This is a genomic window from Streptomyces sp. NPDC048479 (assembly GCF_040651435.1).
Lineage (GTDB): Bacteria > Actinomycetota > Actinomycetes > Streptomycetales > Streptomycetaceae > Streptomyces.
On the sequence record NZ_JBEZKA010000015.1, the window covers coordinates 90,591 to 106,529 of the forward strand.

Consider the following 15,939-nt stretch of genomic DNA (forward strand, 5'->3'; position numbering starts at 1 on the left):
CGGGCGACGAAACACCCACAGCGAGGAGAACGACATGTGCCTGGCGGTACCCGGGAGAGTCCTGGACATCGAGGAACGCGACGGCACCCGTATGGCCCGCTTGGACTTCGGCGGTGTCGTCAAGGAGGTGTGCCTGGAGTATCTGCCGGACCTCCAGGTCGGCGAGTACGCCATCGTGCATGTGGGGTTCGCCCTGCAGCGCCTGGACGAGGAGTCGGCCAAGAAGACCCTCGAGCTCTTTGCCACGCTCGGGTTGCTCCAGGAGGAGTTCGGCGATCCGTGGGAGCCGGTGGCGCGATCCGGCGGATCCCCGTTGCCCGCCGCCGGCACCGACACGCCCCAGGAGGCCAAGAAGTGAAGTACATCGACGAGTTCCAGGACCCGGATCTGGCGCGCCGCCTGCTCGATGACATCCATTCCACCGTGACCAGACCGTGGGCACTGATGGAGGTCTGCGGGGGACAGACGCACACGATCATCCGGCACGGCATCGACCAGTTGCTCCCTGACCAGGTGGAATTGATCCACGGACCCGGCTGTCCCGTGTGCGTCACCCCGCTGGAAGTCATCGACAAGGCGCTGGAGATCGCCTCCCGCCCCGAGGTGATCTTCTGCTCCTTCGGTGACATGCTCCGCGTGCCCGGCACCGGCCGTGACCTGTTCCAGGTCCGTAGCGAAGGCGGCGATGTACGGGTCGTCTACTCGCCGCTCGACGCCCTGAAGATCGCTCAGCAGAACCCGGACCGGGAAGTGGTGTTCTTCGGTATCGGATTCGAGACGACTGCGCCGCCCAATGCCATGACGGTGTATCAGGCGCGCAGGCTCGGTATCCAGAACTTCAGTTTGCTGGTGTCCCATGTCAGGGTGCCTCCCGCGATCGAGGCGATCATGCAGTCCCCGAGCTGCCGGGTGCAGGCCTTTCTCGCGGCCGGGCATGTGTGCAGCGTGATGGGCGTCGCGGAGTATCCCGAGCTGGCCGAGCGGTTCCGTGTCCCGATCGTCGTGACCGGATTCGAACCGCTGGACATCCTGGAGGGGGTGCGCAGGACCGTACAGCAGCTGGAACGCGGTGAGCACACCGTGGACAACGCCTACCCGCGTGCCGTGCGCCCCGAGGGAAACCGCGCCGCTCAAGCGATGCTGGCGGATGTCTTCGAGGTCACCGATCGTGCCTGGCGCGGCATCGGAACGATCCCCGGCAGCGGCTGGCGGCTGTCATCGCGGTACCGGGAGTACGACGCCGAGTACCGCTTCTCGGTCACCGGCATCCAGACCAGGGAGCCGGCGGAGTGCCGCAGTGGCGAGGTCCTGCAGGGTCTGCTGAAGCCTCATGAATGCGAGGCCTTCGGCACGCTGTGCACGCCGCGGACCCCGCTCGGCGCCACCATGGTCTCCAGTGAGGGCGCCTGCGCCGCGTACTACCTCTACCGGCGGCTGGACATCACGAACGCATCGCTGGAGGCGAGCCCCGTTGTCTGAGACCACAGAAGCGCTCTCGATCGATACACCGTTGAACGGCTCACCGCAGGCCGCCGGGCCGCGGCTGCCGGACCTCACGGCGTGGACCTGCCCAGCCCCAATGCGGGACCAGAGCCGGGTGGTGATGGGCCACGGCGGTGGCGGCGTGCTCTCCGCCGAGCTCGTCCAGCACATTTTCGCGCCGGCCTTCGGGGGAGAGGTGCTCGGCCAGCTGGGCGATTCCGCGGCGCTCTCGCTCGGCGGAGTCCGGCTGGCCTTCTCCACGGATTCCTTCGTGGTGCGGCCGCTGTTCTTCCCCGGCGGCAGTATCGGTGACCTGGCTGTCAACGGCACCGTCAACGACCTTGCTATGAGCGGCGCCCGAGCCGCTTATCTCTCCTGCGGATTCATCCTGGAGGAGGGGGTCGAGCTCTCGGTGGTCTCGCGCGTGTCGCAGGCGCTCGGTTCGGCCGCGCGCACCGCGGGGGTCGAAGTGGTGACGGGCGACACCAAGGTGGTCGAAGCCGGCCACGGTGACGGGATCTTCATCAATACCGCGGGGATCGGCATCATCCCGACGGGCGTCGATCTGCGGCCGCAGCGCGTCGTCCCCGGTGATGTTGTGATCGTCAGCGGCGCGATCGGCGTCCATGGCGTCGCGATCATGAGCGTCCGCGAGGGCCTCGAGTTCGGTGTGGAGATCGAAAGCGATTGCGCGGCGCTCGGTGGCCTGGTGGAGACGATGCTTGCTGTCACCCCGGACCTGCATGTGCTGCGCGATCCCACGCGCGGAGGCCTGGCAGCCGCTCTGAACGAGATCGCGGCGGCCTCCGGCGCCGGAGTCGTCATCCAGGAGCGCACCATTCCTGTCCCGCCACCCGTGGCCAACGCCTGCGCCATTCTGGGGCTGGACCCGATGTACGTCGCCAATGAGGGCAAGCTCGTGGCGTTCGTTCCGCGCGAGCACGCGGAGCCGGTCCTGGAAGCGATGCGCTCGCACCCTCTGGGCGCTGACGCATCTGTGATCGGCGAAGCTGTGGAGGCGCACCCCGGAATGGTGGTGGCGCGTACCGGACTTGGCGGCACGCGGGTGGTGGACCTGCCGATCGGTGAGCAGTTGCCACGAATCTGCTGATGCCGTCGTCGCGGAACGCGTCACACATCCACGTTCACACCACCGGGCCAGGCTTCCCACCGCCCGCCGCCAAGGCCTCGGCGCCGCCGTCGCGGCGGCCCTGGCCGCCCATGCCCGCGACCACGGCGTGCGCACCATCTTCCTCGCCTACGCGGAGGAGGCGGTCGCCCGTATCTACGCCCGCCTGGGCTTCCGCCCGGCCGGCACCACTCTGCTGATCGCCAACCAGCCCGCCCGTTCGTAGGGGCAGGGCAGGCGCCTTTGACGTAGGAGCCGCTCTGCCTGTGGTGGTGCTCAGCGTTCGCGGTCCGCTGTGCGTTCACGAACTGACGGATCATGGGGACGGTTCGACCGTGAAAACGCCGGGGCTGCCCGGCCGCTCTCTGGCGGCAGCGCCTGGTTGCAGCTCACCGGCGGGCCGCCCGCTGGCTGGGGCACCGGCGAACCCGTGAGCCTTCCGTCGGAGCCCACCGAAGCGGGGCGGCGCCCGGGAATGCGGTGGAGTCTTGGTTCGTTACTCCATCAGCACATCGATGAAAACGACAACCATCTCATTTATGGGATGGGGTCCAGTGGAATCGCCGGGAGGCACCCCATGGCACGAAGCGACACCCGACCGGTCATCACTCTGCGGTCGACTGCCGGGACCGGTGACACCTACGTCACCCGCAAGAGTCGGCGCAACGACCCCGACCGCCTGCTCCTGCGCAAGTACGACGCCACCGTCGGCCGGCACGTTCTGTTCCGTGAGGAACGCTGACGCCGGAGCCTCTGCCGGACGCCGCGCGGTGGGCGCTCGGTCGAGCGCCCAGCGCAGCCTCGCGCAGATCAGAACTGCTCGGATTCCGGGATCACATGCATCGCCGCCTCCTCCGCCGAGGCGGCGCCGTCAATGCCGACGTCGGTAGCGACCAGCTCCTTCTCCAGGTCGGAGTGGGCCCCCTCGTCAGGGGCCACAAGCCGCCCGGCGCGGTCCGCCCCGACCTCGTCGTCGATCAGCTCGCCGTCGGTATCCGAGGCGTCCCCCAGTCCATCGCCCGTGGGGACAGTGACGTCCGGTGCCTCCTCGGCCAGCCGCTCCTCAAGGCTCTCGCCCCAGCGCTGCTCCGCTGCGGTGGTGCCCACCCGGTCCACGGCCCACGGTCGCTCCGGCGGGGAGTACCCGTCGGAGAGGATCTGCAGCGCCGGATCCTCGAGTGTGTCCTCGGCGTCCAGCAGCCCGGCATCGTCCTGCACCTCGGACCCGTCCGGCTGGTAGACCTCGTCGCCCATGGTGCTCTCGGTCATGTCTCCTCCTCACGGCTCCCTGCTCCCTGCTTTCAGTTTCCGTCAGGCTGCGGTGCCGGGCGCCCTGTGGCGAGCCGTTTCGCAGGCCCCATGTCGGCTTGGAGGTGCGGTGCGGTTCTGAGGAGCTCCTGGAAATCCTCTGAAGCGCGCCGGCTGACGCCGACGGTTAGCATGCGAAACGAGGCCCTCAAAGGCGACAAGTGGGGATCGCAGAGTCGGCGTCCTTCGACCTTGCATGGAGGCTCCACCGTGCGTACACACAAGACAGTTACGCTCACGTGTCTGCAATTGCTTTTGGGTGCTTCGCTGGCGGGTTGCGTCGACAGTGAGGCCGCGAGCGCTGCGAAGGCGTGTCCGTCCGGCCAGATCTCTCCAGGCGGCACGTGCATTCCGGCCGACACCGCCGACTTCACCGAGAAGCAGGTCGAAGAATCCCTGAAGAAGTACAAACTCAGTGCAGCCATGGCAGGGGTATGGGTCGACGGCAAGAGAATTTCGAATGTCGCTTCAGGGGAGTCGATGACGGGCGTTCCTGTCTCGACGGACATGCATTTCCGGATGGGTTCGGTTGCGATTCCCTATTTGACGACGGAAATTCTCATGCTCGTCGACGAGGGCAAGGTAAAGCTTGACGACAAGATTTCCCGGTGGCGCCCCGACCTTCCGCACGCGGACGAGATCACACTGAAGATGCTGGCCTCTACCACCTCTGGATACTCGGACTATGTCCGGGATCGTGAGTTCTTGGCCGAGCTCTACAAGAATCCGTTTCGGCAATGGACGGCGGAAGAACTGGTGAAGATCTCCGTCTCCAAGCCGCTCGAGAAAACCCCGGGAACGGGTTTCGTGTACTCGCACGCCAATTGGGTGATCCTTGGTGACATCATCTCGAAAGTGGAGAAGAAGCCCCTGTCGGAAGTGATGCGGAATGACATCCTGAAGCCCCTCGGCTTGACTCAGACCGACAACCCGTCAACGGCGGAGATCACCGCCCCGGTACTCCATGCCTTCGACAACGAACGGGGCGTATTCGAGGACTCCACCTACTGGAATCCGTCGTGGACGCTGGCCCCGGGAGCGGTCATGACGGGAACGTTGGAAGATATGGGGAAGTCGGTGATGGCACTGGGCGAGGGGAAGTTGCTGACGCCCGAGTCGCACAAGGTACAGATCACACCCGTTTCCAAGCTGTCGCCGACGGCCTCCTATGCCCTTGGGCTGGCCGTGCAGAACACCTGGCTCCTGCAGAATCCGTCATTCGCCGGCTATCAGGGAACGGTCGCCTATCTGCCTTCCAAGAAGATCGCGATCGCGACGGTCGCGACACAGGGGATCGGCAGCAACACGGCCAAGAATTTCAGTACCGAGCTCTTGATCTCGGTCGCCAACCACGTCGCCCCGGACACTCCCTTGAGCGGCGGCTGAGGAGTACTCACCGCGGCCGCTCCCTCCAGCCGACCGTCGGGGAAGCCGAGCAGGGGGTGCGCGTCCTGGGCCGGGGGCTCGCCGCCTGCCCGCGGACCAGCCGCTGTCCGCGGTCGGTGCGGATGGCTGCCCGGCTTCAGGCCAGCGCTGCGGCGAGCTCCGGGAGGTAGCCGGCCAGGAATCCCAGGTCGGTGGCGCGCCCGAAATTCGGGTTACTGCGGTGCTCGGGCAGACGGATCAGTGCCTCGCGGCCGAAGTAGCCGCCGGCGTCGGCCCCCATGGGTGGGGTGGGCTCGCCGACCCACTCAGGGTCGGCTGCGGCGAGGGGCAGGCAGCGCTCGAAGAGGTGGTGGCAGGTTTGTAGGCCGCGGCGCAGCACCACGTGGTACGGGTCGTTCGGGCCGATCGGATAGGGCTCGGCGGCCAGCGTACGGCCCGTGTCGATGCCCTCGTCCACCTGGTGGAGTGTCGCGGAGAACTCCCGCTCGCCGCGCAGCATCGCGTACACCAGAGCCACCTCGGGCAGCCCCCGATAGGCAGGTAGCGGGCCGTGGTGGACGTTCAGGATGCGCAGCCCGGTGGAGAGGACCGGAGCGCGGAAGATCATCCGGTTGTTGACCGACCAGACAAGGCCGTCCGTGCTGGCGGCGGCCAGTTCGGCAGCGACCGTGTTGACGTCCGTGGCGGTCAGGAAGGGCACGTCGGGCCGAGCCGTCCGTGCGGCGGCAGGGCCGCAGACCAGGTCCACGGCCAGGCCGCTGTCCAGAGTGTGCTGTACGGCGCGCCAGAGCAGCGCGCCCTCACCGACGAAGATCACGACGTGCTCCGCAGCGCGTCGACGGTCTCGACGACCCGGCCGAGCGTCAGATTCTCGCTCAGCGAACCGAGCTGGGTCAGGAACTGCTGTTCCATGGACTGTCCCAGCAGTTCGTCGCCGAGCGCGGCCAGCATCTCCAGGACGGCGAGTGAGTCGCCGCCCAGTGCATGGAAGTCGGAGGAGGCATCGAGGCGAGTGGCATCGCAGTGCAGGATGCGGCACCAGATCCCGGCAGTCACCGCCGCAGTGGCGGCTCCCGGAGCACGTAGGGTCCCGGGGGGCTTCGTGCCCGTGGGGTTCGGGGCGGGTGCTCCCGAGGCGGCCGGCTTCCCGGGCCCTGCCGCTGCTTGGGCTTCTCCGTCTGCTTCGGCTGCTTCGTCGAAAGGATTCGGCAGCGCGTTGCGGTCGGTCTTGCCGCTGGCCGTCTCCGGCAGCCCGGGCACCGCACACACCACCGAGGGCACCAGGTGGGACGGCAGCGTACGCTCCAACTCCGCCCGTACGGCTGCCTCGTCGAGGGGCGCCGCACCCTCGGCGGGGACCACATAGGCGCACAGTGCCTGCGGGCCGGCGTGGTGCCGGCGGCGGGCGACCACGGCGGCCTGGGCGATGTCCGGCAGCGCGGTGAGCGCCGCCTCGACCTCGGCCGGCTCGACCCGGTGACCCCGGATCTTGACCTGCGTGTCGATCCGGCCCGCGTACTCGAGCTGCCCGTCCGGCAGTTGCTGCACCAGGTCGCCGGTCCGGTAGGCGCGCCGGCCGTCCGGGAGGTAGACGAAGCGGTCGGCCGTCAGGTCGGGGCGGCCGAGGTAGCCGCGGGCCAGTTGAACACCCGTTACATAGAGCTCGCCCAACTCGCCGTCCCGGACATCGTTCCGCTGCTCGTCCAGCACGGCCACAGAGGTGCGGTGTACCGGCACTCCGATCGGCGTGGAGGCGCGTGTGGCGTCGTCGCCGACGACGGCGACCGTGCAGGCCACCGTCGCCTCGGTGGGGCCGTAGATATTGACGATCAGACAGTCGGGCCCGAACGACGTGCGTGCCCACTGGCTGCTGGCCATGGTGAGGTTCTCGCCGCCGAGATGGAGCGCGCGGATGCCGGCCGGTCGGAGGCCGAGCCGGGCGGCGAGCTCGAGGTGGGTCGGGGTCAGCGCCAGGGTGTTGGCTTGCAGCCCCGAGAACATCTCACGCAGTTTGACGGGGTCGAGCTCGCCGGGCACCGGTACGACGGCGCCACCGTGCAGCAGCGGCGGGAAGATCTGCATCATCGACAGGTCGAAGCCGGGCGAGAAGGAGTACGCGAGCCGGGTCTGCTCGTCGCACCGCAGAAACGGGGCTATCCAGCCGACCACGTTGACGAGGCTCCGGTGCTCGATCTGGACGCCCTTGGGCTTGCCGGTGGAACCGGAGGTGTAGATCACATACGCCAGATCGTCCGGGTCCGGAGCGGCAGCGGCCAGGACGCTGTGCGCCTGCCCGTCGAGCGTGGTGTGGTCGCTGCCGACATCCTCGAGGAGGATCGTTGTGCAGTCGGCCCCCTCCGCCGTGTCGGCCGAGGCCGCATCCGTCAGACAGAAGCGGACCTGAGCGTCGTGCAGCAGCTCCTTGACCCGCTGCGCCGGATTGCGGATGTCCATGGGCAAGAACGCGGCGCCTGCCTTGAGGACACCCCAGACCCCGGCCAGGCCGAGCGCCGAGCGGTCGGCCAGCACACCGACCACCTCGCCGCGCTCGACCCCGCGGGCGAGCAGCACGGCCGCGACGGAGTCCGAGCGGCGGTCCAGATCCCCGTACGACCACGAATGGCTGCCGCCGATCACTGCGGGTGCCTCGGGCCGCCGGGCGGCCTGCGCCCGGAACAGCTGCACTACTGTGGTGTCCAGCGGCGGAAGCCCGTCAGGCCCGGGTGCGAGCAGCCGGTCGGCGGCGCCGGGCTCGCGAGGCGGTGCCGTCGGCGGCGCGCACGAGACCGGCACGGCCGTGCCCAGCGCGGTCTCGATCCGGTCCAGCAGCGACTCGCAGCGCTCGCCGACGTCCGCGGCCCCGCGGGCCGAGATCACCAGTTCGGTGTGCTCGGGCAGTTCGAGCAGTGCGATGCTGACAGGAACCAGGGGGGCATGCACCGGCAGGGCGTACACGGTCGCCGCGGTGAACTCCCCAGTGCTGAATTCCTCGAGCGCCAGTCGGCCGGCATTGGACACGATTGCCGACGCCAGATAACGGTGCCGGGCGTACGTGGCGGCGCGCGAAGCCCCGACCAGTGCTGCGGCTGCGGGCAGCGGCAGCCGGGCGAGCGCCGTCTCCGCCCCGGCTGCCAGTTCCCGGCGGTCGGCCAGAGCGTTGAGCAACCGCCGGTGCACCGCATCCGTGCCTTGGCCGGCCGGGACGTCGAGGAACACCGGCAGCGCCAGGTTGGCCGTCGATGACACGGTGGGGACGTGCCGCCGCAGATCCACCGGGACCATGATCCGGGCCGCGGAACCACCGACGGCCCCGGCAACCGCCGCCGCCACCTTCGATGCCAGCGCCGCGTGTCGGCCCGGAACCGTACGCCGCCGCCACACCGAGCCGCTGCCCGGCCGGCCGGCCAGCGGCGAGCGCTGGTCGAGGCCGAGGCGGGGCCGCTGCCCGGGGCGGCCGAGCGTGTCCAGCAACTGGTAGTCGGCCAGGGAACCGGCGGCGCCGTGCAGCGGTTCACCACGCAGAGCGCGGAAGATCTCGGCGGCCCAGATCGCCGTGCCCTTGAGGTCCATCACGGCGTGGGAGGCGCGGAACACCACGGTGCTGGGTTCGCCGGTGAGCAGCAGAACCTCGCAGCCGGAGCGGCCTTCCGCCTCGGCCAGCTGGCCGGTGAGCTCAGGCAAGCCGGTGAGCGTACTGCGGTCGAAGGCCCGTCCATCGGCGACCACGATCCGGGCCGGCAGTCCGCTGTCGACCCACATCCTGCCGCGGCGTACCAGGCGCGAGCCCGGACACGACGCCGAGGCCTGCGCCACGGCGCGGCTCAAGGCCAGGGCGTCGATCGGCCCGATGCCCTCGACCACCAGCTGGAGCACCAGTAGCTCACCCAGACGGGCTGCGGCCAGATAGGACCACTCGGTCGGTGAGACGGGCCGACGGAAGGCGGTGCTGCTCCCAGTACCGGCCCCAGGAACAATGCCCGTGGCGGCATGCTGCGCAGTCATGGCTATTTCACCTTCCGGATGAACTCGTTGACGCCGCCGATGCTGTTGATCCAGGCCTCCAGCTGAGCCATCCCGGCTTCGTGGCCCACCCGCGGCGCCGCCAGATCCCGCCGCGCCGCCGATATGTCATACGTCGCCGAACGGGTCAGCAGCGCCAGCGAGTAGCGGGAGAGCGGAGGCGACGAGTGCTTGGCCAGCGGCGGCAGTTTCCAGACCATGTCCGCCGTGAAGGCGATTGCGCGCAGGAGGCTGTGGGAGACGCGCTTGGTCGGAGGCCTGCCGCCGAACCGTTCGGCTAGGCCGGCGAGCGTGCTCCAGATCTCCACCGGCTGTCCATCGGCTATGAAGTACGCCCTGCCGCCAACGCCGTCGGCACGCGCCGCCCGCACACAGGCATCGGCGGCGTTCTCGCAGTAGCACAGCGAGGCGTACACCGGCCTGCCCCCGGAGAGGTCGGGCAGGCTGCCCGTCATCATCTTCGCGAGCAGCCGCGGCATGAAACCGGAGTGGTCGCGCGGGCCCCACACGGCGCGCGGGCGCAGCGCGACGGTGGTGAAGTCCGCGCGGTCCGCGGCCAGCACCAGGCGCTCCGCGGCGGCCTTGGTCTCCGAGTAGAGGTTGAGGTGGCGTGTGGGGAAGGGCTCGCTCTCGTCGATGTCGAGGCGGTCGCCGCCCTGGATGCTCATCAGTGCGCTGGGGCTGCTGATGAAGACGAAGCGTCGTGCCCCGGCTTCCTGGGCGGCCGACACGAGGCGCGCCGTGCCCGAGACGTTCTCGTCCCAGAACTGGACGCGGGTGCCCCTGTCGGTGACCCGCGCCGCGCTGTGGTGCACCGCATCGATCCCGACCATCGCCCGGCGTACCGAGTCGGCGTCGCGCAGGTCGCCGTACGCGAACTCGATACCTGCGACGGTGCGCAGATAGCTCAGGTCGCTCTCTTCGCGCACCAGCACCCGCACGTGGTCGCCGGCGCGTACACAGGCGTCGACGATATGGCTGCCGAGGAACCCGGATGCGCCCGTCACCAGCACCTTCATACGGAAGCGCCCTTCCTCTTGCGGAGCTGTGTCCGCCACCACGTGGCCCCGAAGAGCATCGTGAGCGCGGCTGTCGCCCATGGTTTGCGCCCGGTGGCGAGTTCCTGCTCCGCGCGCAGAGCGGACGGTATCTGGACCGCGTGGACGACAACGCTCAGGAAGGCGTCGACCCACCACAGAGCGGTCAGCGCCACATGGTCCAGGGGCAGCAGCGGCCAGGCTGCCAGGTACGCCCACCCGAGCAGCGGGACGGTGCGCAGCGCCCGGTCGGCCGCCGTTGGGCGACGACTTCCGGTGAGCTGGTCGTCGGCCCATCCGGCCAGCAGCTCCCGGCGGATCTTGGCGTTGTGGCGGATGTCGACGGGAAACGCGGGGTGCGGCAGGAAGTCCGCGATCGCCTTGGTCATGGGGCTGCGCGCGCCCAGTTCGAGCAACTCGCCCTCGATCCGGGGCCATTGCTTACGGTCGGTGCCCGGTGCCAGCTCCACGCACAGCACCGGCCGCTGCTCGCCGTAGGGGCCGAAGCCCACCAGCGCCGTGCGCTTCACCTGTGGGTGGGTGTTGAAGACACTCTCGCAGCGCACCGTGTGCAGGTCGCCGTCGGCGGCGCGGACCCGGTGGCTCTTGCGCCCGCAGAACCAGATCCTTCCCTCACCGTCGATCCACCCGACATCACCGGTGCGATGCCAACGACGCTCGCCGTCCTGGATCTTGTGCTCGGCGTCGGCCTGGGGCGTTTGGAAGTAGCGCGGGCTGACCGCCTCACCGCTGACCACGATTTCGCCCATCTCACCGGCTGCCACCGGCAGTTTGCGGGTCCATCGGGGGACCGGCCCGTCGCTGACCGCGATGGTGCGCACCGTTGTGCCGGGTGCGGGCCGGCCGACACAGACACCCAGGCCCTCAGCCGGGCCGGCGGCCGGCCCGGCCAGCGCTTCTCTGCTCTCCACCAGTGCTATCGGCAGCGCCTCGGTCGCCCCGTAGGTGCTGAACACACGTGCCTCGTCGGGCAGTACGGCGCGCAGCGCGCCCATCAGCTCGGGGCTCACCGGTGCGCCACCGGAGACGATCATGTGCAGCGACGGCACGTGGGCGCCGGTCGCTGCCAGATGGGCCGAGAGCGGACCCAGCAGCGCGGGGGAGGCGAACATGGCGTTCACGGAGAAGCGTCGGATCGCGTCGGTCAGCAGCGCCGGGTCGGCGGCGCCGACCCGGCCCATGTTCATCTTCGGCACCACGGCCGTGCGGCCCGCCGCGAGGTCGAACACGCCCATCAGGGGCAGGGTGACCAGGGTGCTTGTCATGTCGGCGGTGAAGTGGCCCTTTTCGACGCCGTACGCCATGCCCCGCAGCATGCCGACGGTCAGCTCGACAGGCTTGGCCGGGCCGGTACTGCCGGTGGTGTAGCCGATCAGTGCGAGGTCGTCGGGCCCGGATTTCAACGGAGGCAGCTGCGGCAGGCCCGCACCGAGGGCGGTCAAGTCCTCCAGCGCGGTGCCGCTCCCGCCGCCCACCTTGATCAGACTCCGCACTCCGGCAAAGGCACGCGGGCGCAGCCGCCGCAGGATGTGTGCGGCCGGTACGCCGATGAATGCCTGGACACCCACCCGGTGAAGGCAGTCCAGCATGCGGTTCAGCCCCATGCCGGGATCGACCACCACCGGAACCGCGCCGACGTGCAGCAGAGCGAAGACCAGCGTCAGCAGGTCGACGCCCGGAGTCACGAGCAGGGCTGTACGGGTGCCGCGGCGGATGCCGTGCTCTCCCAGTGCGGCGGCGCAGGCGGTGACGCGGGCGGCGAATTCGGCGTAGCCGACCGAGGCGTAGGCAGGTCGGCCGGCCGACTCCACCCGGCCGCCGTCCGGGTGGATGACGGCCGGCTTGTCGGGCGTGCGGACGGCGTGCCAGGCAAGCAGTTCGGTCAGAAACGCGTCCTGGCGCAGTCCGGTTGTGGTGCCAGGCATCAGCGCGCCGCTCCGTCGCTGTCGCCGGCCAGGCGGTAAAGGGAGGCTGCCGAACTCAGCCCGGCGCCAACGGCGAGAAAGAGGATCCGGTCGAAGCCCCCGAGCCTGCCCGCGTCTTGTGCCTGTCGCCAGCCGTAGGCGAGTGCCGAGGTGTGTGGGTCGCCCTGCACTCCTTCGACGGTGACGGCGGCATCGGATGCCACACCCAGGCGCTTGGCGAGCTGGGCGGGGAAGTCGGGCGACGGCTGGGATGTGATCAGGAGCGTGCGGTCGAGTACCGCTGTCGCTCCGTCGGCGTCGGTGCCCTCCTCGGCCGCGAGGCAGCCGAGTACGGAGTCGACGGCCAGGTCGAGCATCAGCTCCAGGACGCCGCCGTAGCGGTCGACGACGATGGTGTCACGCCCCTCGGAGCCGGCCTCGTGCAGCGGCAGATACCCGTTGACGCCGTGTGCCCCCGGCGCCGATCGGTGGTGCACCCGGCCGAAGCCACAGGCGTCGTCGGTGCGTTCCAGCAGCAGCGCCGCGCCGGTGCTCGCGTACGGGAACTCGGCAGTACCCGCCTTCGACGGATCCATCGAGGGATGCGTGTCGGCGGAGACCACCAACACCCGGCGGGCGCTCCCGGTTGCCAGCAGGGCACCGGCCGCCTGGACGGCGTTGAGCACGCCGCAGGCGCCGTTCATGAGGTCGAACGAGAATGCGGCCCGCCTGTCGGGGGCGTGCAGGTAGTCCAGGTTGATACCGATGCGCTTTTGGATGAGCGCGGCGACGGACGGTTCGGAGATGTTGGAGTCGCGGTAGACACCGACGTTGATCAGGACGTCGACGTCCGCGGCGGTGAGCCCTGCTTGTTCCAGGCAGGCGCTGCCGGCTGATGCCGCGTACCCGATCGCGCTGCCGGCGTCGTCGGCCGGGCTGAGGGCGGTGGAGGTGATGACGGTGGCCATGGTCATACCTCCAGGGAGGAGACGGTCGCGGACAGGAAACCGGTCACCACACCCGAGGCGGCGGGTACCAGGAGGATCTTGGACCCCTTGGGTATTCGGCTTTCCGCCAGTGCCTGGTGGAGTACCAGGTAGTGGGAGGTGGTCGCGGTGTTGGCGAACTTCTCGACGACCGAGAGCGTCTGCGGCATCGGTGTGTCGAAGATGTTCTCGCCCACGTGGTTCATGAAGTCGATGAACCGGCTGCCGACCTGGTGCTGGACGATGAAGTCGTATCCCTCGTCAGCGAATTGGCGACCGTCATCGGCCAGCTTGTCGCGGTGGAACGTCGGCCACAGCGAGAGCCTGTCCTGGGCGTGCATCTCTTTGTTGTTCGTGTACATGGCCAGATCGCCGGTGTCGTCGCTGGGCATGCCCAGGCACAGATGCGAGTACTCCGAGCAGGTCATCAGCTCGATGTCGTGGATCACGTCTGCTTCGTCGGTGGCGCGATCGACCATCACGGCGACGGCCGAGTCGCCCACGGAGAGGGACGCGAACTGGGGGTCCCGGCTGTCCTCCATCTCGCGCGCGGCAGTGAAGGCGATCGGGGTGATGTGCTCCCCACTGAGCACCAGGCCATTGCGCACTTCACCGGAGCGGATCATCCGGTCCAGCAGGTAGACGCCGGTCATCATGCCCGCGCAGGCGTTGGAGACATCGAAGTGAATGGCGGAGATCGCGCCGATCTCCTTGGCGATGCGGTGGGCGAATGACGGCTCGAACTGGTGGCGCCGGCCGTCCGTCGTGCGGCTGATGGAGCAGGAAATCACGACGTCGATCTCGGCCGGGGCGTAGCGGGAGCGATCCAGGCAGTCGCGGGCTGCCGAGACTGCCATCGTGAGGCAGTCCTCGGGGAGGTCGGCAGTGTCGTCCGCGACGCGGCGCTCGGCCATTCCGGTAATCTTGAAGAGGTCGAATTCCGGAGACTTCTCCATGCGAGTGAGGAGCTCCGGAGTACTCATAACAGCCGAGGGGAGATACGTCCCGATGGACTCTAATCGACTCTTATTCATAAACCTCTCCTGGTGATTCCTTATTCACGCGACGCGCTGACGGGGTGAAAGCCTCAATTGATTCCGGCTTCATCGCCGAGCCGGCCTGGTCATGGCTCTTGAAATCCCCGACTTCGGTGCGCCGCCCGATGACGTTAGCGCACTGCTCAGGGGGGTCTGACACCACGAGCCTGTGATGATCACCACTCTGTGGTTACAGGAGTGTTGCCGAGCGTGATGGCCGACGGTCGGCTGCCGATATTGCGGCAGGATCCCGGCGAGTTCGGCACGGAATACCGGAGCGGGCTGGAGGGATGGGACCTCCTCGGCGGAGTCGCGCCGGAGCAGCGGGGCTCGCCTCGCCGTGCCTGCCGGATGCGGGGAGGAGAACCGGTTTTCCAGAGCGCTGGTTGTGCACAATCCCCGCGATGTCTGTCCGGATCTCGATCATACGAATGTGGTGCTCTGCGCCGGCCGCTGCCGCGCAGATGAACAGTCGCACCTGGGGGCACGGGCCTGTGAGCGTATTGGCGCGTCCACGCACGGGTGCCCGGCTGTGACCGGAAAGCCGCGACACGCATCTCCAGCCCCGGCTGGACGAGTTGGACGCGGTGGAGGCAATAGGAACGGATACCCTATTCCGCTGACCATCGCACGCCTCGGGCCGGAGTGGCATGGGGCAGCATCAGCCGGACATGATTCGTGACCGGTCAGGTGGTCTTGATCTGGCCGCCGTCGATGACGAATTCGGCACCGGTGATGTTGCCGGCGCGGGGGGAGGCCAGGAAGACAGCGAGGTCTGCCACCTCCTGGGGCTCGGTGATCCGTCCGGTGGAGATGCCCATCTGCCGGGGCACGACCTCGTCCAGGACCTCCTCGGCGGTACTGCCCGCGTCGGCGGCGACGGCGTCGGCGAAGCCGCCGGGGTCGGTCCAGAACGGGGTCCGGACCGGCCCCGGAGCGATGGCGTTGACGCGTACGCCGCGCGGGGCGAACTCCTCCGACAAAGCCTTGGTGAGGTTGCTCAACGCGGCTTTGGCCGCTGAGTAATCCACCACCGTGGGGAAGGGCAGCCGGGCGTTGATGGAACTGATGTTGACGATTGCCCCGCCGCCGGCGGCGAGTAGATGCGGCAGTGAGGCACGGCTGGCGCGGACCGCACTGAAGAACGTCAGATCGAAGGCCCGTTCCCACTCGGCGTCATCGACGTCCAGGAAGCCGGGGCGGGGGCGGGTCGCGCCGAGGTTGTTGACCAGCAGGTCGATCCTGCCGTGTCGGTCCGCTGCAGCCTGGACCAGCAGGGCCGCACCGTCGGCGGTGGCCAGATCGACAGGGGTAAAGGCGACGTCGTACCTCTCGCGCAGCGCAGCCAGCTGAGGGGTCTCAGTACGGCTGCCGGCGACAACACGCGCGCCTTCACGACCGAGCGCCTCGGCGACGGCCAAGCCGATGCCCTTGCTGGCACCAGTGACGACGGCGACCTTGTCGGTGAGGTTCAGATCCATCGGCATGCACTCCTGCGTCGTGAACCCAGCATGAAATCAACCCAAATCGGGCGCATGGAGGCAGTATCACGACTTGTACCAGCGCGGATGCCCATCGCCACGAGCTCGTCGGGGGAGGAGTTGACCGTGCGCCGCATACAGGTCGGCA

13 protein-coding genes and 1 pseudogene are annotated in these 15,939 nt (G+C 68.7%); 6 read left to right on the plus strand and 8 right to left on the minus strand.

The window, feature by feature from the left end; all coding sequences use genetic code 11:
• Nucleotides 1-34 precede the first annotated feature (34 nt).
• The 5 genes and pseudogenes from AB0D12_RS23275 to rpmG all read left to right on the plus strand — a co-directional run bounded on the left by AB0D12_RS23275 (nt 35) and on the right by rpmG (nt 3,353).
• Nucleotides 35-358 (plus strand): HypC/HybG/HupF family hydrogenase formation chaperone, encoded by a 324-nt coding sequence (locus tag AB0D12_RS23275; protein ID WP_362686012.1) that lies wholly within the window; start codon nt 35-37, stop codon nt 356-358.
• Entirely contained in the window at nt 355-1,479 is a 1,125-nt protein-coding gene (hypD, locus tag AB0D12_RS23280; protein WP_362686015.1) for a hydrogenase formation protein HypD, read from the plus strand. The genes AB0D12_RS23275 and hypD overlap by 4 nt, the downstream gene beginning before the upstream one ends.
• Before the next feature lie 100 nt (nt 1,480-1,579).
• Complete coding sequence (gene hypE, locus AB0D12_RS23285) at nt 1,580-2,593, plus strand: hydrogenase expression/formation protein HypE (protein ID WP_362686361.1); 1,014 nt, start codon at nt 1,580-1,582, stop codon at nt 2,591-2,593.
• A 52-nt stretch (nt 2,594-2,645) separates the two neighbouring features.
• Nucleotides 2,646-2,837, plus strand: a pseudogene (locus AB0D12_RS23290) (GNAT family N-acetyltransferase); the annotation flags it as partial.
• 351 nt (nt 2,838-3,188) lie between these two features.
• A complete protein-coding gene (gene rpmG / locus AB0D12_RS23295) occupies nt 3,189-3,353 on the plus strand; it encodes a 50S ribosomal protein L33 (RefSeq protein ID WP_362686018.1) in 165 nt (54 codons plus the stop codon).
• A gap of 68 nt (nt 3,354-3,421) precedes the next feature.
• On the opposite strand, the gene AB0D12_RS23300 is transcribed toward rpmG, so the two are convergent.
• Nucleotides 3,422-3,880, minus strand: a complete 459-nt coding sequence (locus tag AB0D12_RS23300; RefSeq protein ID WP_362686021.1) for a DUF5709 domain-containing protein — start codon at nt 3,878-3,880, stop codon at nt 3,422-3,424.
• 249 nt (nt 3,881-4,129) lie between these two features.
• Between AB0D12_RS23300 and AB0D12_RS23305 the strand changes: the two genes are divergently transcribed.
• The gene (locus tag AB0D12_RS23305) at nt 4,130-5,305 is read left to right on the plus strand and encodes a serine hydrolase domain-containing protein (protein WP_362686024.1); all 1,176 of its coding nucleotides are present in this window, start codon (nt 4,130-4,132) and stop codon (nt 5,303-5,305) included.
• A gap of 136 nt (nt 5,306-5,441) precedes the next feature.
• Here the strand turns inward: AB0D12_RS23305 and AB0D12_RS23310 are convergent, their stop codons facing one another.
• From AB0D12_RS23310 to AB0D12_RS23340, 7 genes are all read right to left on the minus strand, one after another.
• The gene (locus tag AB0D12_RS23310; RefSeq protein WP_362686027.1) at nt 5,442-6,122 is read right to left on the minus strand and encodes a formyltransferase family protein; all 681 of its coding nucleotides are present in this window, start codon (nt 6,120-6,122) and stop codon (nt 5,442-5,444) included.
• Nucleotides 6,119-9,307 (minus strand): non-ribosomal peptide synthetase, encoded by a 3,189-nt coding sequence (locus tag AB0D12_RS23315; protein ID WP_362686030.1) that lies wholly within the window; start codon nt 9,305-9,307, stop codon nt 6,119-6,121. The genes AB0D12_RS23310 and AB0D12_RS23315 overlap by 4 nt, the downstream gene beginning before the upstream one ends.
• A 2-nt stretch (nt 9,308-9,309) precedes the next feature.
• The gene (locus tag AB0D12_RS23320; RefSeq protein WP_362686033.1) at nt 9,310-10,344 is read right to left on the minus strand and encodes an NAD-dependent epimerase/dehydratase family protein; all 1,035 of its coding nucleotides are present in this window, start codon (nt 10,342-10,344) and stop codon (nt 9,310-9,312) included.
• Entirely contained in the window at nt 10,341-12,308 is a 1,968-nt protein-coding gene (locus AB0D12_RS23325) for a fatty acid CoA ligase family protein (protein WP_362686036.1), read from the minus strand. The genes AB0D12_RS23320 and AB0D12_RS23325 overlap by 4 nt, the downstream gene beginning before the upstream one ends.
• A complete protein-coding gene (locus AB0D12_RS23330; RefSeq protein WP_362686039.1) occupies nt 12,308-13,261 on the minus strand; it encodes a hypothetical protein in 954 nt (317 codons plus the stop codon). The genes AB0D12_RS23325 and AB0D12_RS23330 overlap by 1 nt, the downstream gene beginning before the upstream one ends.
• On the minus strand, nt 13,258-14,256 hold the full coding sequence (locus AB0D12_RS23335) for a 3-oxoacyl-[acyl-carrier-protein] synthase III C-terminal domain-containing protein (RefSeq protein WP_362686042.1): 999 nt from the start codon (nt 14,254-14,256) through the stop codon (nt 13,258-13,260). The genes AB0D12_RS23330 and AB0D12_RS23335 overlap by 4 nt, the downstream gene beginning before the upstream one ends.
• A gap of 740 nt (nt 14,257-14,996) precedes the next feature.
• Entirely contained in the window at nt 14,997-15,791 is a 795-nt protein-coding gene (locus AB0D12_RS23340) for an oxidoreductase (RefSeq protein WP_362686363.1), read from the minus strand.
• Nucleotides 15,792-15,939: the final 148 nt, after the last annotated feature.